Genomic DNA, 16970 nt, shown 5'->3' with positions numbered 1-16970 from the left:
CGACGTCATCAGCGGCCGGCCGGCGACCGGCTGCCGAGGGCGGCCGCGAGGAGCAGTGCGGTGGTCGCGGTGAGGCCGATGCCCTGCCAGCCGAGGGTGTTCAGAAGTGGTGCGGTCACGGCGGTGCCGACGGCGCCGCTGGTGAAGTACAGCACGAGGTAGACGCTGCTGAGGCTGCCGGAACGTGCGGGGGCGAGGGCGATGATCCGGCTCTGGTTGGCAGCCTGGGCGGCGAAGCAACCGGCGTCGAAGACGGCGAGCCCGAATGCGGTCACGGGCGGGCTGTCGAGGCCGGTCGCGAGCAGCGCGGTGCCGGCCGCGGCGGCCAGTACGCAGGCGGTGCGCACCGTCGCCGGGGCGTACCGGTCGGCGAGGCGCCCGGTGAGCGGGAGCGCCGCGAAGCCGAGGAGCCCGGCGAGGCTGTACAGGCCGATGGCACCCGGGCTGAGCGAGTGGGGCGGCTGAGCGAGGGCGAGGGCGAGGGCGACCCAGATCAGATTGAAGGCGAAGTACCACAGCCCGCCCATGGCCACCGCGCGGCGCAGCTCCGGGAACTGGCGCAGCAGCGGCGGGAGTGTGGCCAGAGCCGCCCGGTACCCGCGGTCGGAGTGCGGGCGCTGCCGGGGCAGGAGCGCGGCGGCGGCGATCGCGCCGAGCAGGGCCAGGGCGGCGAACACGAGGAGCATGCCCCGCCAGCCGAGGACACCGGTGAGCGCTCCGCCCGCGAGCCGGCCGAGCAGGATGCCGGCCGACATGCCGGCGGCCACCGTGGCGACTCCCGTTCCCCGACGCCCTGTCGGGGCATGGCGACCGGCGATGTTGCTCGCCTGGGCCGCGACACTGGCGGTCGCGCCGATGAGGAGATACGCGGCCAGGAGCACGCCCGCGCCGGGTGCGGCCGCGGCGAGGGCGAGGGCGGCGGCCAGCGCGGTGAGCTGCGCGCCGACCAGGCGGTGGGGGGCGAGGTGGTCGGTGAGGGGCAGCAGGAGGGCGAAGCCGGCCATGCAGCCGGTGAGCGCCGCGGTCGGGACGAGTCCGATCACGGCGAGCGGCACGCCCAGGTCGGCGGCGACCGCGGTGAGTTCGGGCTGGATGGTGTAGTTGTTGGCGATCGCCGTCCCGGCTATGGAGGCGAGCAGAAACGTGCCGCCGCGGGGGAGCGGACGGGTCACGGGGTGGTGCCACGGGTGAGGATGACGGCGTAACGGCACTCGCTGTCCGTGGTGTTGGCGAACACGCGCTCGGCGGGCTCGCCCAGCTCGATGGTGTCGCCCGCGCCCAGTTCATGGACCGTGTCGCCGTCATGGAAGGTCAGGTGGCCGTCGAGGACCCAGACGACCTGTCGTACGAAGGCGAACGCGGCGGCCGGATACGGCACGCGGGCGTCGGCCGGCAGATGGATCTCGGCGATCTCCGCGGGGAAGCGTGGCCCGGTGATCTGGCGGCGCCGGTAACCGGTCGCGGGGTCGCGCCACTCGGCCGTGTCCGCCGGCCGGCGCACGCCCGACGCCCCCTCGGTGTCGTCCGGCGCCCCTTCGGCGAGGGCGAGCAAGGAGGCGACGCTGAGCTGGAAGGCCGCGGACAGCTTGCCCAGGACGACGGCGGTGGGGCTGCTCTCCGCCCGCTCGATCCGGCTGATCATCGCCTGGGACACACCGGAGGCGTCGGCCAACTGGGCCAGGGTCCAGCGGCGGCGTTCCCGCTCGGTGCGGACACGTGCCGCGATCCGCTCCACCAGGGGATCTACTATGTTGGACATGACTGCAATATACGCAAGGAATCCGGCGGCCGTGAGCGTCCGTCCCGCCCGGCCCGACGACGTGGAGGCGATCCGCGCGATCCGCAACCACGCCATCGAGCATTCGACGGCCCTGTGGACCCGGACTCCGCAGACCGCCGCCCAGGGCGTCGCCTGGCTGGCGGCCCATCTGGAGCGCGGTTCGGCGTTCGTCGCGGAGGCCGGTGGCGAGGTCGCCGGGTTCGCGGTCTACGGCCCCTGGCGGGAGCTGGACGGATACCGGCACACGGTGGAGAACTCGGTCTACGTCCGCGAGGACCGGCACGGACTCGGCATCGGCTCCGCGCTGCTGACCGCCCTCATCGCCGCCGCCCGCGAGGCCGGCCACCACGTCATGATCGCCGGCATCGAAGCCGGGAACACGCCCTCGATCCGCCTGCACGAACGCTTCGGTTTCCAGCACGCCGGCACGCTGCCGGAGGTCGGCACCAAGTTCGGCCGCTGGCTCGACCTGACACTGATGCGACTGCCCCTGAGCTGAGCCGCGGTGCCCCGGCCTGCCAGGTCACTCCGGCTGAGCAGGGATCCGCAGGCTGACCTCGTAACCCCCCTCGGCGGTCACGCCGGAGGCGAACGTGCCGTGCAGGATCTCGGCGCGCTCCCTGAGGCCGACCAGGCCCTGTCGCGAGCCGGGCAGGGGCAGGGAAGGACGGGTGGGGCGGCTGTTGGTGACCGTGACGCCGACATGGTCGCCGTCCCGCCACAGCTCCACCGTCGCACCGGCTCCCGGAGCGTGCTTGCGCACGTTCGTCAGCGCCTCCTGCACCGTGCGGTAGATCGCCCGCTGGGCGGGAGTGCTGACCGTGTCGGGCAGCCGGCCGGTCAGCTCCGCGTCGATACCGCTCGTGGCGACCAGCCGTCGTACGTCGGCCAGCGTGGGCTGCGGGGTGAGCTCGGTGGCACGGCCGCCGGAGGCGCGCAGCAGGGCGACCATGTTCCGCAGTTCGTCCAGCGTGGAGACGCTCAGCGAACGGATGGTCCGCGCGGCCTCCCGGGAGTCCGTGTCCTTGGCGGCGACCTGCAGGGCGCCGGCCTGGACGGCGATCAGGCTGACCTGGTGCGAGACGACGTCGTGCATCTCACGGGCCAGCTGGGCGCGTTCACGGGCGAGCACGGCCTGGGCGTGCAGCGCCCGCTCGTGCTCCCTCGCCTCCTCGATCTCGGCCAGGCGCTGCGACAAGTCCCGCCGCGCCTGCACCAGTTGGCCGAGCAGCACGGGGGCGGCGGTGCCGGCCAGGGTGTAGACGAACTGGATCAGCGTCCATGTACGGTCGCGTGAGTCGGGGTCGTGCCACGGCCAGGGCGCGGCGGAGGCGGCCGCCATCAGCACGGCGCACCCTGCCGGCAGACGGCGGTCACGGGACCGTTCGGCCAGGGCGAACAGGGCCGCGAGCGGGGCGAAGACGAGGTCCGCGACCACGGTGGCCGGCAGCGTGAGCAGGACGACGGCGAGCGGCAGAAAGCGGCGCAGCGCGAGCGCCGCACAGGCCACCGCGGCGAGCGCCACCCCCAGCCAGGAGGTGTCCGACACCGCGAGCCATGCGTCCCCGGCCGCCACGGCGACAAGCCCGCCGTCGACCAAGGGCGCCGGCACCCGCGCCCAGCCCACTCGCCGGTCTCTCGCCGACGGGCCTTCGGCCGGCCCGGCTCGCCCGGCGTCGACCACCCGCGCCCAGCCCACTCGCCACCCGTTGGTCGGGGAGTGCTCGGCCGGCCCGGCATGCCCGCCATCGACCACGGGTGCCGGCACCCGCGCCCAGCCCACTCGCCGCCTGCTCGTCGGCGGGCCCTCGGCCGGGCCTGCTCGCCCCGTGTCGGCCGCGGGTTCCGGCACGTCCGCCCGTCGGCCGCTCACCGGCCGGTCCTCGGCCGGTCCCGCTCGTCCAGGAGCCGGGCCCGCTGGGCGAGGAGCGCGGCCTGTATGCGGCTGGTCACCCGAAGCTTGGCGAAGATCGCGCTGACGTGGTCCTTCACGGTGCCGGCGCTGAGATGGAGGCGCGTTCCTATGTCGGTGTTCGACAGCCCTTCCGTGACGAGCATGAGCACATCGCGTTCCCGTGCCGTCAGCCGCTCCACGCGAGCCGTCTCCTCGGCGTCCACCGCCTCCGTGCCGGGATGGCTGAGCAGCAGGGTCCGCGACGCCTTGGGGGACATGACGATGCCGCCGGCGGCGAGCGTGCGCACCATCTGGGCCAGCTGTTCCGGCTCGGTGTCCTTGAGCAGGAAGCCGGCCGCCCCGTGGCGCAACGCCGCCAGCACGTACTCGTCGGTGTCGAACGTCGTCAGCATCGCCACGACGGGCGCGTCCGGCAGCGTACGCACCTCACGCAGCACGGTGAGCCCGTCCACGTCCGGCATGCGGATGTCCAGCAGGACGACGTCCGGACGCTCCTCGCGGACGCGGGCCACGGCCTCGGCGCCGCTCACCGTGGCGACCACCTCGATGCCGTCGGCGGCGTTCAGGATGAGCTGGAAACCGGAGCGGACGAGCGCCTCGTCGTCCACCACCACTACCCGGATCACGTGCATCGCGTCCCGCTCTTGTCCGTTCTGGGTCTGTCGCCTACGACCTTAAGAGGGGCCGGCCGCCGGCACGGTTGCCCGGACGAGTGATCCAGCCAGGTGGGGGGTCGCCTCCCGCCGGCCGGCGGGGGTGCTCCGGCCGGCCGGCGGATGTCCCGCGCGCCAGGCCCGGTCCGAGGCTGGACGGCATGACGCACAGCACGGAAACGGACGCCCGGTGAAAGGACAGCTCGGTGGCGGCAGGGAGGCCGCCCTCCTGATCGTCATGGCGTCGGCCGCGGTCCTGGCCGTCCTCCGTCCGGACGTGTACGCCGCCCTCGCCCAGCGCGCCGCCTCGGCGCTCGCCGGACTGTTCGGCTGAGCGGACCCGAAGAGACCCGATGAAGATCAGTTTCCTGCTCTACGACGCCCACGGCACCGACGGCACGGTCCGCGCCACGGCCAACCTCGCCGGCGCCCTCGCCGACCAGCACGACGTGGAGATCGTCTCCTGCCATCGCACCGCCGACCGGATGCGCCTGACACCGGCGCCGGGCGTGAAGGTGCGCACACTGGTGGACCTGCGGCCGGCCTCCCGGCACTACCCGGGTCGCATCGGCGACCAGCGGGCCCGCGGCACCATGTGCCCCCACGACACGGTGCACCACGGCCCGACGCCCCCCGGCACACTCGGCGAGGAACGGCTCGCACGCTTCCTCCGGGACACCGACGCCGACGTGGTGATCGCGACACGGCCGTACCTGACCTGCTTCCTGGCCGAGTACGGCCGCCCGGACCAGCTGCGCATCGGCCAGGAGCACACCGGCCGCGATCTGCACCCGGCGGCGCTCCGGGACGACCTGGACAGGGCCGTGTCCCTCCTCGACGCCTATGTGAGCGTGTCCGCGGCGGACGCGCGCGCCCACCGCCGGGCCCTGCATTCCGCGCGCACCCGCCTCACGAGCATCCCCGCGTGCAGCCCCGCGCCCCGCACGGAACCCTCGTCCGGGCAGTCGCGGACCGTGGTGACGGCGGGGCGGCTGACGGCGCCCGAGCGGTACGACCGGCTCGTCGACGCCTTCGCCAAGGTCGTGGCGGTGCACCCGGACTGGACGCTGCGCATCTACGGCCGCGGCCCCGAGCGCGGCCGCCTGCGCCGCCGTATCGACGAACTCGGTCTGCACGACCACGTCCTGCTGATGGGGGCGCGCACGCCCATGGACCTGGAGTGGGCCAAGGCGCCATCGCCGTCGTGCCGAGCGGCGCCGGACCCTCCGGCCTGCCCCTCGTGGAGGCCATGAGCTTCGGGGTGCCCGTGGTGAGCACCGACTGCGGCCACGCCCCCCGCGAGATCGTCACGCACGGCGAGGACGGCCTGCTCGTTCCGGCGGAGGGAACTGTCGAGGACGCGCTCGCCGACGCGCTGTGCCGCTTCCGGGCCCGGCTCCAGGGACGCCAGGACCGGGCCTTCGACGCCCCCTGCCACGTCGACCCGTACGGCGACTTCCACATCGTCATCCCGCTCACGACCGCCGCCGAACACCACCCCGGCACAGCGGCACGGTGGGACCTGCGCCTGAGCGCGTACGGCGGCCCCGAACTCCGCCTGGGCATGCTGACCGGCGACCTCGCGGACCGCGGGGACATCACCGCGTTCCCGGCGGCCCACCGCTCGACGCCTGAAGGCCGGTTCACCGTCCAGCTCTGCCTGACGCCCGATCACGACCTGGCGCTCACCACCCGGGATGCCGTGCTCAGCCCTCGATCGTGATGGACAGGATCGCCCCGATGAACCCTCCGGTGCCCACCTGGACACCGTGCCAGGTGTCGCCCGAATCCGGCCTGGTGCCGTACATCTTGAAGAAGAACAGGGGGTCGCCGCCGGACGCGGTGGCGTTGCCGACGCCGGGGTCGCGCCGGGCGTAGTTCTCCATGGTGACGTAGTCGTTGCCGCTCGTCGCCACGGTGGCGCCGAAGTGGTACTCGAAGGTGTTGTCCCGGTCGCGGCCCGCCTCCTGCTGCGCGTCACCGTAGCCGACCGTCACCAGGGCGGAACCGGGAGGCGGCGGCGGCAGGAACTCGTTCAGCCCCAACTGCCTGAGCGCGTCCTCCAGTTGGGGCGAGCCGGCCGCCTTCAGGTCCTGGAAGGTACGGCTCATCCGCTGGGAGTAGGCCAGGTAGGCCTGCTGGTCGCCGCTGACGCCCTTCTCGAAGGCCTCCTTGACGCCGTCGAGATGCTCGCTGCCGCTGTCCTCCACGATGTCGAGGACCCTGGCCAGGAAGTTCTCCCAGGCGCCGATGCCCTGGGCGGACAGCCCCTTCCTGCCGGTGACGAACTCCGCCATCTCGTTGCAGCGTTGCGGGGTCAGGATCGACAGCCCGGTCGCCTTCCTCGTCATGCCCAGCTTCCCGGCCACACCGGCCTTCTTGGTCTCCACGACCGGCTTGACCTGGTACAGCCGCAGCTCCCCCGACTCGCCCTGCACGCGCAGATAGCGGGTGCCCCGGTGGAGCCGTACGCGGCCGGCGAGCGCCTGGTTCGCCCGGTCGATGTGCGCTTGGGTGGCGAAGAAGACCTTGGACTCTCCCGGTCCCTGCTCGATCGCCAGATCGAAGCCGTCCGACAGACGCAGCCGGACACTGCCGTTGAAGACGATGTTGGCCGTCCTCGACTGCGTGTCGGAGAAGTAACTGCCGTCCGCTTCCTGCTGGCTGGGAAAGAAGTGGTCGTCGCTCTCGGCGCTCTTGGTCGAGCCGATGGACGCGCGCCGGTGCTTGGTGGGGTAGTTGTCGGCGCCGGGTTCGATCTCGACGTAGCGCTGGACGGCGGCCCGCCCGCCGCCGCCGGTGTCCCCGGCGCGCTGGAGGGCGGGGGAGGGGGTGCCGCCCGACATGACGCGGTGTGCCATGGCCTCGGCCTCCCGCTCGAAGCGGTCGGAGGGGTCGCTCAGCCGCAGGCCCTGACCGGTGTCGGTGCCGGAGACGGGACCGGAGCGCTGCTGGACGACATGGGTGAGCTCATGCGCGAGGGTGTGCTTGTCCCCGCCGTTCGCACCGATGACGATGTGATGGCCGGAGGTGTACGCGCGGGCGCCGATCTCGCTCGCCGAACGCTGGGCGGCGGCGTCCGCGTGCACGCGTACGTCACCGAAGTCCGCGCCGCCGAAGCGGCTCTCCATCTCGGTGCGGACACCGGAGTCCAGGGGCCGGCCCGGGGAGCGCAGTACGTCGTGCACCCCGGCCCCGGGTGCGTCGTCGGTGCGCTGTCCCTGCTCCGGCTCGGACAGCAGCCGCGCCACCACCGCGTTCCCCACGGAACGTTGCAGCGCCCGTGCCGCGGCCGGGGACAGCCGTCCGGCCCGGACCGGTGCGGGCACCGGCGAGCGAGAGCCGACGGCGGCCGGCCGGACCGGCGTCCTGTCCGTGGTGGTGCCCGACTGCTCGTGCTTGCGCATGGTGCCCCTTCGCTGGAGGCCGGTGGCAGGATCCTCACCGGGAGTCTCGGCCGTGCCCCGGCGGAGGGGAAGAACCGGAAGGGCAGTCCTTCGGGCAGACCTGGTCAGGTCTCCTGATAGAGGTTGACGATATTGCCGTCCGGGTCACGCAGCCACACCGACCGGCGCCCCCACGGCTGGGTCGTCGGTGGCTTGAGGATCTCGACCCCCTGGGCCGACAGGCGCTCGTGCCGTGCGTCCACGTCGGTGACCCGGAACTCCAGGGTGAAGCCTCCACGCGCGGCGGCGGCCGTCGACCCGGGCACCATCGCCTCCATGCCCTGGGTGGAGAAGAACGACAGGACCGCACCGGGAACCGTCACGCGGGCGAAGGGATCGCCCCCCTCGACATCCGCCTCCAGGACCGTGGCGTAGAAGACGCCGAGGTCCGGAACATCGTCGGTGATCAGTGCGGTGCCGGTGAAGTGTGGCTGCATCCGGGCATCGTAGGCCGACGGTGTGGTGCAGGCGCGCCCTCGCGTCGATGTCCTCGACCGTGACGTGGGGCTGCGTCCGCGCCGGCTCGCGCAGGTCACGGGACAGCCCCTTGGCGTAGGCGGCCATGAGTTCGTCGAACCACGGCAGTCCGGGTGCCGCCGGGTGGGGGCGGGTGAAGGCGCTCCGGGTGCTGATCAGAACGCGGGACATGTCCTGAAGGGCCTCGTACGAAGGGAACGCCTCGGCCGACCTTGACGGCTTCCCCCTGCGGAAGCCGTCCTCGACCAGCTCCGCACCGTCTCGGCGAGAACCGAGCGCACCATGTCGGCGTGTTGGTGATCAGCGAGATGGCCCAGGCTGAGGATCTGAGAGCGGAGTTGGTGCTGTGACGGAAATAGCGAAGGATATGCGGGCTGCCGGGTCGGAGACCGATGGTCCGAGCCTATGGCGTCAGCGGGATTTCATGCTGCTGTGGAGTGGCCAGACGGTCAGTGAGATGGGATCGGCGGTCACCGAGGTCGCTTTGCCGCTGCTCGCGGTCGTCGCGCTCAGGGCGAGCACGTTCCAGGTCGGATTGCTGACCGCGGCCACGACGCTGGCCTTCGCGGTGATCGCGTTGCCGGCGGGTGCGCTGGTGGACGGCGCCGCCAAGCGTTCCATCATGATGGTCTGCAACGTTCTCCGTCTGGTGATCATCGGCTCGGTTCCGGTGGCGGCGGCGTTCGGCGTCCTGACGATGGCGCAGCTGTACGTGGTCGCGCTGGCGGCGGGTGTGTGCTCGGTGTTCTTCGACGTCTCGTACCAGAGTTATGTGCCGTCACTCATCCGCGCCGATCACCTGATGAGCGCCAACGGCAAGCTCGGGACCACCCAGGCGTTCGCGCAGCTCGGCGGACCGAGTCTGGGCGGCGGGCTGGTCGGGTTGTTCGGCGCCGCGGGCGCGATGACGGCCGACGCGGTCTCCTACGCGGTCTCGGCCCTGTCGATCCTCGGGATCAGGACCCGGGAGGAGCCGCCGCCGGCGCGCCCGTCGGACGAGACGCTGCGGCGCCGGATCGCCGAGGGGCTGAAGTTCGTCTTCGGGCACAGCATTCTGCGCAGGGTCGTGGCGTGCACGGGCACCGCGAACTTGTTCAGCGGCATGAGTTCGGCGCTGGCGATGGTCTTCCTCATCCGGGTGCTGCACGTGCGCCCCGCGCTGACCGGGCTGATCATGGCGGGCGCGGCCATCGGCGGGATCACCGGGGGAGCGTTCGCCGGCCGGCTCGCCAAGAAGGTCGGCTCGGCGCGGATCATCTGGGTGTCGATGCTGGTCTTCAGCGCGCCGCAGGTCATCGCGGCGGCCGCCTGGCAGGGCTGGGGAGTGCTGCTGTTCCCGCTGGGCTGGGGCATCGCGTACTTCGCCGGCATGGTCTACAACATCGCCCAGGTCAGCTACCGGCAATCGGTGACACCGCCGGAGCTGATGGGCCGGATGAACGCGGCCGTCCGCTGGGTCGTGTGGGGCACATTGCCGCTCGGCGGTGTCCTCGGCGGGGTACTTGGCACCCTGATCGGAGTGCGGCCCGCGCTCTGGCTGGCGTTCATCGGTTCCTGGGCGGCCGGCTGGTTCGTCTTCTTCTCCCCGCTCCGCCACATGCGCGATGTTCCCCGACCCGCGCCCGAGTCCGCCCCCGCTGCCGGCACGAGTTGACGGTGAGCGCGGGGTCGCGCGGACCCGGACGGTCAGCGCCTTGCCGGGTCGACTTCTTCGTCCCCGTGGCGCTGATCATCGCCGCTGCGACACGCCCAGTTCGATGAGGGAGCGCCTGGTCACCCGGCCGCCGTACCGCCCGTCGAGCAGGGCCGCGATGCAGTCCAGCAGTCCGTTCCTGGCCGCCTCCGGCAGGGCTCGGTGGCCGGAAAAGGTGCGCAGCAGATCCAGGTACTCGGCTGTGGTGTACGTGAGGTCCCTCTCGTAGCGGCGGAACACCGTGGTGGCGAACCGGCCGCTGCGGGCCACCTCCTCCGCATGGTCCGAGTTGTCGACGTCGGCGGCCGCGGGAAGCCGCAGCCCCGGTGGTGTGTTCGGGTCGAACCGTTCGTAGCAGCGCTGGACCTCGCTGAAGAACTCCTCGGTGCCGCCCGCCACATGCTGGCCGCGCACCACGGCGAGCGCTCCGCCGGGACGCAGCGCGTCCGCCGCCCTGGCCATGCGGACCGCCGGGTCGATCCAGTGGAACGCCGTCGCCGAGACCACCACGTCGAACGGCTCCTGAGGCAGCGGCCAGCTCTCGAACTCCGCCGTCACCACCTCCACCTCCGCGGCCCCGGCCAGATTGCGGCGGGCGACCGCGGCCATGCCCGGTCCCGCCTCGACGGCGGTGATCCGGCAGCCTCGCCCGGCCAGCGGCACGGTCGCCTGGCCGGTCCCGCAGCCCACCTCCAGCACCCGGCTGCCGGGGACCGCCCCCGCGAGTTCCGCGAGGTCGTCGTACAGTTCCGGCGGATATCCGGGCCTGGCCCGGTCGTACAGCTCCGCGTCCTCGTCGAACGTCCGGCTCAGCCGCTGCCGCCGGGACTCGTCGGGCCTGTCGTCGCGAGGTACGTGTGTGATGTCGTCGGACATGCGGAGCAGGCTAGCGGCCGGCCGCCCGCGCCCGCCTCCGCATAATCCTGAGCTCGGCGCGCATCTCTCGGCTCGTGCGAAGGTCACCTCGGCGGAGGCGCGCCGGGCCTCGCGTCGGCCGGCGACGCGGAGCCGGTTACTCTCGGCGCGGGTCCGCATGAGATCCAACGGAACGTCATTGCCGACGAGTTGGTGAAGCGAGGAGGGCTTGACGCGTGAAGGACGTCGCCGAGCTGCTGGAGGCGGCTTCTCTGCTCGTGCCCGAGGAGATCGCCACCGAGGACGACGTCACGGTGCACGACGTCTGGGAGTACCTCGTCCGGGACGAGTGGGACGTGGCTCTCGGACTGCTGGAGGAACTCGGCGGCGTACGGCCACAGCCGCCCGCCTTCTGGGAGACGCTGGCCGGCGTGGCCGAGCAGCTGCGGCTGGAGAGGAGCGCGGCCTGGTGCCGTTGGCGCTGCTCCGAAACCCGTAACGGTGTCATCCGCGCCGACCTCACGCTCCGCCCGGGCGCCGAAGGCCGACGGCGCACGCCCCTCTCCGGTGCCGGGCTGCTGCGCCCGATGTGGGACATCGGACACCGCACCCCGACCGGCGAACCGGCCCTCGCCATCGCCCGCCTCTGGGTGGAGTACCCGCACTCCTTGGAGCCCGGTGGGCAGGCCACCGTACGACTCGCCCCTCTCGACCCCGCCCGCTGGCGTCACCTGCGGCCCGGCCAGGTGATCGCCCTGCACGAGGACCGGTCGGTGGCCGACACGGCGGTCGTGCGGGAGGTTCGTCCGTCTGGGGTCGCCTCCGGGTAGCCGAGCCGGCGAGGTGTGAACCGCGCGGAGTGCACGGGTCGTTGCCTTTCAGGAGCCGGCACAACCCCTTTCTCAGCCGTCGATGTCGAGTGCCGTGCCGTACAGCCGGTCCACCTTCAACCGGATGACCACCCGCCGTTCGGCCACCAGCTGCTCCAGGAACGCGTCCTCGTCCTCCGGCTTCGCCGCCTCCGGGATCATGTCGAGCAGTTCACGCCCGACCGCGTCGCCGGGCACCGTCGTGATCCCGGAGATCTCGGTCTCGCCCTCGGCGACGGCGAAGGACCACACGTCGCCACCCTGCACATGCAGCGCGGCCCGCGGGTTGTGCCGCAGGTGCTTGACCTTGACGCGGTCGGCCGTCGTGGAGAACCGGACGATGCGGGCGTCGGGGTCCCAGTGGTACAGCATGGTGGTCAGATGGGGGTGCCCGCTGCGCTTGATGCTGGCGAGCGTGCCGAACTGCTGCTTGCCGAGCAGGTCGGAGAGGGCTGCGTCGGACAGTGCGCGGGGCGCTGGGTCTTGGGGCATGGCTTGATCAACGTCCGTGCCCGGTCCGGTGATTCCCGGACACCGACGGTATGACGGCCTTCCACGGAGGCGGAGCACGCGGGCGAGGCGCGGTGCTAGCCGGCCGGGGTGGCGGACGGCGTCGTACCGGTTCGGAACACCGGCCAGCAGACCTCGGTCCGCCACCGCCCGCTGTCCGCGGTCTCGCGGTGGCCGACGAGGTAGTACTCGCGGATCGGCCCGCTGACGGCCAGCGCGTGGCGCGCCACGTAGGCGGCCAGCGTGCCGTATGCGCGGTCGACCTCGGACGGCGGGCCGCAGTGCTCGATCACGGCGAGTTCCATGGCCGGGACCACCAGTGGCCTGACCCGGCCGACGGGTCGGACCGGGCCGGCGCAGGGTACGAAGACGGTCGCCTGCCCGCGATGGCTGGTGAACAACTCGTCCGCGAACACGCCACCGGGGTGGCCGGTCTCCCGAAGCCCCTGCCCGGCCACCGTCGCGCACAGCTCGCCCAGCGCACCCTGGCACCAGGCCGCGCAGTCCCCGGCGTCGACGGTTTCGGTCACGCCGGCGGCCTGCACGGCCGGGACGCTGCGCAGCCCGATCGCGGCGGCCGCGGCGCCCGGTGGCGGCGCCAGCAGGTCGCGCAGTGCGGTGACGGCACGCCGGGTGCGGCCGAGTTGCTCCTCCAGGCGGCTCAGGTGCGCGGTGATCTGCCGGTTGCGGGACTCCACGTCGGGCGCGGTCAGCACGGCCCTGATGTCGTCGAGCGGCATCCCGAGGTCGCGGAAGCGGCGCACCACCTGTGCCGTCGGGATCTGGTCGGCCGCGTACCGCCGGTACCCGGTCTGCGGATCGACGTCAGCCGGTTCCAGCAGTCCGATCTCGTGGTAATGGCGCAGCGTCTTGACGGTCATATGGGTGGCGCGCGAGAAGTCGCCGATGGACAGGTAACTCGACACGAACCCGATTGTGCGCCCTCCCGTAGGGGGAGAGTCCGGCGGGGCGACCTCCCTTGACCCTCCTGCCACGGATTCCCGAAAGGTGATGCCCACGGCCGGAACGCGGCCGCAAGCCGACGCAACACGGGAGTTGATACACGATGTCGCAGACCGCCACCGCCACCGCCGCCCTGGACGTGGATCTGATCGTGGAGCGCTACGTCGCCGTCTGGAACGAGGCGGACGCCGCGGCACGAGCCCACGCGGTGGCCGAGTTGTGGCCCGCTCAGGGGGTCGAGTTCGTCGAGGGCGCTCAGTTCCGGGGCCGCGAGGCGCTCGTGGACCGGGTGACGCAGGCGCACACGCTCTTCGTGGCCACCGGCCAGTACGAGGTGACGCACGAGGGACACGTCGCCGTCCATGACCATGTCGTCGTCCTCACGATCCAGTTGGCGCACGCCTGCGGCGAGCAGGCAGGTGACGTGGCCTGGGCGGCGCGGGTCTTTCTCGTCCTGGACGACGACGGACGGATCCTGGAGGACTACCACCTGACGGTGCAACCCCTGCCCGAGGCCTAGGCGCTGTGACAACGCGCGGCGCCCACACCCGCCGCGCCGCGTCCTTCGCGCCGAGCGGGGCTCCGTCCACGGGGCCACTCTCGTACATCGCCAGGATGATCCTCGCCGTGGGTTACCTCCGGGGGGTGATGAAGGGACGGTTCGTCGCCGCCTACCGTCCCTGTCATGACCACCGAGGAGATCAGCGGCGCGGACGCCGGGCGTGAGCAGGCAGTCGTCCGGGTGCGCGGCCTGTGCAAGGAGTACGGCGACACCGTCGCCCTGAACGGGGTGTCGCTGGAGATCGGCGCCGGGGAGGCGGTGGCGGTGATGGGGCCGTCCGGCTGCGGCAAGTCCACCCTGCTCAACATGATCGCCGGGCTGGACCGGCCGAGCGGCGGCTCCGTGCACGTACACGGCGAAGATCTGGGGCGGATCAACGAGACCGGGCTGGCGCTGTTCCGGCGCCGCCGGATCGGCATGATCTTCCAGTTCTTCAACCTCATCGACGACCTGCCCGCGCTCGACAACGTCGCCCTGGCCGCCCAGCTCACCGGGACACCCGCCCGTCAGGCCCGGCGCCGGGCGCTGGAGCTGCTGGACGAACTCGGCATCGCCGACCGCGGGAACGTCTACCCCGCCGCACTGAGCGGCGGCGAGCGCCAGCGGGTGGCCGTGGCCCGCGCGTTGATGAACCGGCCCGCGCTGCTGCTCGCGGACGAGCCGACCGGCGCTCTGGACAGCCAGGCCGGCGAACAGGTGATGGACCTGCTCATCGATCTCAACGAACTGGGGCAGACCCTGCTGCTGGTGACCCACGATCAGCGGCTGGCCACGAGGTGCGCCAGCCGGCTGGTGACGATGGGGGACGGCCGGATCACCGGCGAGCGGACCCTGGAGCGGACGGCATGAGCGCGGTGTGGCGGGCCTCCCGCGCGGCCGTGCGCCGTCGACGGCTCCAGACCACTGTGATCGGGGTGGTGGTCCTCGCCTCCAGCATGGCTCTCGTGGTCGCCCTCGGCCTGCTGGACGTCGTGTCCGAGCCCTTCGACCGGCTCTTCGGCCAGGCACACGGCGCGCACGTCGTCGCCACCTTCGACGCGGCGAAGGTCTCCGAGGCGGAGGTGGCAGGCTCCGCGCACCAGCCGGGCGTACGGGCCGCGGCCGGGCCGTTCCCGGAAGCCGTGGTCGAGATGCCTGAGGACGCGGCATCCGAGATGCCCGGAATGGGGCCCGGCCCCCTGACGGTGGTGGGGCGGGCGGATCCCGGTGGCCCGGTCGACCGGCTGGACCTGTTCGCCGGGCACTGGGCCACCGGGCCCGGTCAGCTCGTGCTGGAGCTGCCGGACGCGCCCGGGATGCACAACGGGCCGCACTCGCCGCTCGGCAAGCGGATCCAACTGCCCGGGCAGCGGCCGCTGACCGTGGTGGGGCTCGCATCCAGCGTGAGCAGCACCGCGCAGGCATGGGTCTCCCCGCAGCAGATCACGGCCCTGCACCCCACGACGTACCAGATGCTGTACCGGTTCGACCGGGCGGCGACTGCCCGCCAGATCAGCGTGGACACCGACACGGTGACCGCCGGTCTGCCGTCCGGATCGCTGGTCGCCCAGCAGTCGTACCTGACGCTGAAGGCCCAGGTCGCGGCCGCGCCCAACGCCTTCGTGCCGTTCCTCATGGCCTTCGGGATCCTCGGCCTGCTGGTGGCGGTCCTGATCGTGGGCAATGTGGTCAGCGGTGCCGTCGTCTCCGGCTTCCGGCACATCGGGGTGCTCAAGTCCCTGGGATTCACCCCCAACCAGGTCGTCGCCGTCTACTTGGTGATGGTCTGCGTCCCCGCCACGGTGGGCGCGGCGGTCGGCACCGCCCTGGGCGGGGTGGTGGCGCGGCCGCTGCTGCACCAGGTCTTCCAGGGCGCGAACCTCGGCACGGTGAACGTCGTACCGACGATCAGCTCCTGGGTGTACGCCACCACGGCGCTCGGCATGCCCGTGGTGGTGGTGCTGGCCGCGCTGATCCCGGCGCTGCGCGCACACGGTCTCTCCGCCGCGCGTGCCATCAGCGCGGGCAGCGCGCCGCGTGCCGGACGAGGGCCTGCGGTGCAGCGGTGGCTGGCCGGAGTGCGGCTGCCGCGCCCGGTGACGCTGGGCCTGGGCATGCCCTTCGCCCGGCCCGGACGGGCCCTGCTCACCGTCGCCTCGGTCCTGCTCGGCGTGGCGACGGTGACCTTTGCCACCGGCCTGTCGGCCACCATGGTCTCCTACGGCGATGCGGTCGAGGGCGTCGGCAACGTGCAGTCCATCGTGTGGCGGGGGCAGGCCAGGTTCGACGAGACCGTCCCGCACCACGGTGACGTCGCGGCGCAGACGCTGCTGCGCTCCCTGCCGCACGCGGCAGACGTGGCCGGGGTGGGCTTCGCGACCGTGCGGATGCTCGGGCGGAGCGAGGACGTGACCATCATGGGGCTGCGCGGCGGGCGCTCGACCGGCCAGGACGACCTGGCCAGGGGTCGCTGGATGCGGGGGCCCGGCGAGGTCGTGGCCTCCGGCAGGTTCCTGGCCAAGCAGGGTCTGCGGCTCGGTGACTCCTTCACACTGAGCGCGGCCGGCCGGCAGGAGCGGGTGACCCTGGTCGGGGAGGTCATGTCGGGACCGGCGGACTGGATGCGCGCGGACTGGGCGACGATGACCGCCCTGGCGCCGGACGCGCAGGCCAACCAGTACTGGGTGCGGCTCACCCCAGGTGCCGATGTCGGCGCCTATATGAAAGCCGTGCGGGCCGCCGATCCCGGGCTCCACCCGACCGAGAAGACATCGGTGAACGCCGGGGCCGTGACCGTGATCAGCTCCGCGTCCGCGCTGACCCTGATGCTGACGACGGTCGCCGCGATGGGCGTGTTCAACACCGTCGTCCTGAGCGCCCGGGAGCGCCGGCGCGACCTCGGGATGCTGAAGTCGATCGGCATGACGCCACGGCAGGTCACCGTGATGATGGTGGTGTCCATGGCCGGGCTCGGGCTGGTCGGCGGGCTCCTGGGGCTGCCGCTCGGAGTCGTGGCGTACCGTGTGGTGATTCCGATGACCGAGCACGCCGCCCAACTCACCTTCCCTGGCCGCATGCTGGACGTGTGGCACCCCGGGTCGATGACCCTGCTGGTGCTGGCCGGGGTGGCGATCGCCGCGGTGGGCGCGGTGATTCCGGCGCGGGCGGCGGCACGGCAGATCATCGCGCGGGTCCTGCGCACGGAGTGACGGCCGCACGCCTATCCGATGGGGGCGTCCGCCCGGTCCTCAGCGGCCCGGCGGGTGCC

Annotated in this window: 18 protein-coding genes; 9 read left to right on the top strand and 9 right to left on the bottom strand. The window is 72.5% G+C overall.

Features of this window, described 5'->3' with window-relative positions:
- Nucleotides 1-8: 8 nt before the first annotated feature.
- Both O1G22_RS03270 and O1G22_RS03265 read right to left on the bottom strand, forming a co-directional pair.
- Nucleotides 9-1172, bottom strand: a complete 1164-nt coding sequence (locus tag O1G22_RS03270; RefSeq protein WP_270079880.1) for an MFS transporter — start codon at nt 1170-1172, stop codon at nt 9-11.
- Nucleotides 1169-1759 (bottom strand): helix-turn-helix domain-containing protein, encoded by a 591-nt coding sequence (locus tag O1G22_RS03265; RefSeq protein WP_270079879.1) that lies wholly within the window; start codon nt 1757-1759, stop codon nt 1169-1171. Before O1G22_RS03265 ends, O1G22_RS03270 begins: the two co-directional genes overlap by 4 nt.
- Between O1G22_RS03265 and O1G22_RS03260 the strand changes: the two genes are divergently transcribed.
- Nucleotides 1758-2279, top strand: a complete 522-nt coding sequence (locus O1G22_RS03260; RefSeq protein WP_270079878.1) for a GNAT family N-acetyltransferase — start codon at nt 1758-1760, stop codon at nt 2277-2279. The two genes, O1G22_RS03265 and O1G22_RS03260, sit on opposite strands and share 2 nt — an antisense overlap.
- Before the next feature lie 24 nt (nt 2280-2303).
- On the opposite strand, the gene O1G22_RS03255 is transcribed toward O1G22_RS03260, so the two are convergent.
- Together O1G22_RS03255 and O1G22_RS03250 are read right to left on the bottom strand one after the other, a co-directional pair.
- Nucleotides 2304-3392, bottom strand: a complete 1089-nt coding sequence (locus tag O1G22_RS03255) for a sensor histidine kinase (protein ID WP_270086308.1) — start codon at nt 3390-3392, stop codon at nt 2304-2306.
- Between the two features lie 257 nt (nt 3393-3649).
- Entirely contained in the window at nt 3650-4327 is a 678-nt protein-coding gene (locus tag O1G22_RS03250) for a response regulator (protein ID WP_270079877.1), read from the bottom strand.
- A 211-nt stretch (nt 4328-4538) separates the two neighbouring features.
- Here O1G22_RS03250 and O1G22_RS03245 point away from each other — a divergent pair, with 211 nt between their 5' ends.
- From O1G22_RS03245 to O1G22_RS03235, 3 genes are read left to right on the top strand one after another with little or no spacing between them, the layout of a single operon-like run.
- Nucleotides 4539-4682: a hypothetical protein gene (locus O1G22_RS03245; RefSeq protein ID WP_270079876.1), complete on the top strand. Its 144-nt coding sequence runs from the start codon at nt 4539-4541 to the stop codon at nt 4680-4682.
- 19 nt (nt 4683-4701) lie between these two features.
- Nucleotides 4702-5601 (top strand): glycosyltransferase, encoded by a 900-nt coding sequence (locus O1G22_RS03240; protein WP_270079875.1) that lies wholly within the window; start codon nt 4702-4704, stop codon nt 5599-5601.
- On the top strand, nt 5598-6071 hold the full coding sequence (locus O1G22_RS03235) for a glycosyltransferase (protein WP_333492213.1): 474 nt from the start codon (nt 5598-5600) through the stop codon (nt 6069-6071). The genes O1G22_RS03240 and O1G22_RS03235 overlap by 4 nt, the downstream gene beginning before the upstream one ends.
- Here O1G22_RS03235 and O1G22_RS03230 read toward each other — a convergent pair.
- Nucleotides 6055-7755: an eCIS core domain-containing protein gene (locus O1G22_RS03230; RefSeq protein ID WP_270079873.1), complete on the bottom strand. Its 1701-nt coding sequence runs from the start codon at nt 7753-7755 to the stop codon at nt 6055-6057. The two genes, O1G22_RS03235 and O1G22_RS03230, sit on opposite strands and share 17 nt — an antisense overlap.
- 104 nt (nt 7756-7859) lie before the next feature.
- Nucleotides 7860-8231: a VOC family protein gene (locus tag O1G22_RS03225; RefSeq protein ID WP_270079872.1), complete on the bottom strand. Its 372-nt coding sequence runs from the start codon at nt 8229-8231 to the stop codon at nt 7860-7862.
- Nucleotides 8232-8638: 407 nt separating this feature from the next.
- Here O1G22_RS03225 and O1G22_RS03220 point away from each other — a divergent pair, with 407 nt between their 5' ends.
- Complete coding sequence (locus O1G22_RS03220) at nt 8639-9925, top strand: MFS transporter (protein ID WP_270079871.1); 1287 nt, start codon at nt 8639-8641, stop codon at nt 9923-9925.
- Nucleotides 9926-10000: 75 nt separating this feature from the next.
- On the opposite strand, the gene O1G22_RS03215 is transcribed toward O1G22_RS03220, so the two are convergent.
- Nucleotides 10001-10840: a class I SAM-dependent methyltransferase gene (locus O1G22_RS03215; RefSeq protein WP_270079870.1), complete on the bottom strand. Its 840-nt coding sequence runs from the start codon at nt 10838-10840 to the stop codon at nt 10001-10003.
- A gap of 215 nt (nt 10841-11055) precedes the next feature.
- On the opposite strand from O1G22_RS03215, the gene O1G22_RS03210 reads away from it, so the two are divergent.
- Entirely contained in the window at nt 11056-11649 is a 594-nt protein-coding gene (locus tag O1G22_RS03210) for a hypothetical protein (RefSeq protein ID WP_270079869.1), read from the top strand.
- 72 nt (nt 11650-11721) lie between these two features.
- On the opposite strand, the gene O1G22_RS03205 is transcribed toward O1G22_RS03210, so the two are convergent.
- Nucleotides 11722-12180, bottom strand: coding sequence for a TIGR03618 family F420-dependent PPOX class oxidoreductase (locus O1G22_RS03205; RefSeq protein ID WP_270079868.1), 459 nt, complete (start codon nt 12178-12180; stop codon nt 11722-11724).
- Nucleotides 12181-12275: 95 nt separating this feature from the next.
- Nucleotides 12276-13124, bottom strand: a complete 849-nt coding sequence (locus O1G22_RS03200) for a MerR family transcriptional regulator (RefSeq protein ID WP_270079867.1) — start codon at nt 13122-13124, stop codon at nt 12276-12278.
- A gap of 140 nt (nt 13125-13264) precedes the next feature.
- On the opposite strand from O1G22_RS03200, the gene O1G22_RS03195 reads away from it, so the two are divergent.
- The 3 genes from O1G22_RS03195 (at nt 13265) to O1G22_RS03185 (ending at nt 16911) form a co-directional block, all read left to right on the top strand.
- Nucleotides 13265-13681, top strand: coding sequence for a hypothetical protein (locus tag O1G22_RS03195; protein WP_270079866.1), 417 nt, complete (start codon nt 13265-13267; stop codon nt 13679-13681).
- 165 nt (nt 13682-13846) lie between these two features.
- Nucleotides 13847-14572 carry an ABC transporter ATP-binding protein gene (locus O1G22_RS03190; protein ID WP_270079865.1) on the top strand — a complete coding sequence of 242 codons (726 nt, stop codon included), beginning with the start codon at nt 13847-13849 and terminating at the stop codon, nt 14570-14572.
- Nucleotides 14569-16911, top strand: a complete 2343-nt coding sequence (locus O1G22_RS03185) for an ABC transporter permease (RefSeq protein ID WP_270079864.1) — start codon at nt 14569-14571, stop codon at nt 16909-16911. Before O1G22_RS03190 ends, O1G22_RS03185 begins: the two co-directional genes overlap by 4 nt.
- Nucleotides 16912-16970: the final 59 nt, after the last annotated feature.

Origin of the sequence: Streptomyces camelliae (assembly GCF_027625935.1) — a bacterium.
GTDB classification, from domain to species: domain Bacteria; phylum Actinomycetota; class Actinomycetes; order Streptomycetales; family Streptomycetaceae; genus Streptomyces; species Streptomyces camelliae.
This window is presented reverse-complemented; position numbering and strand designations above follow the sequence as displayed.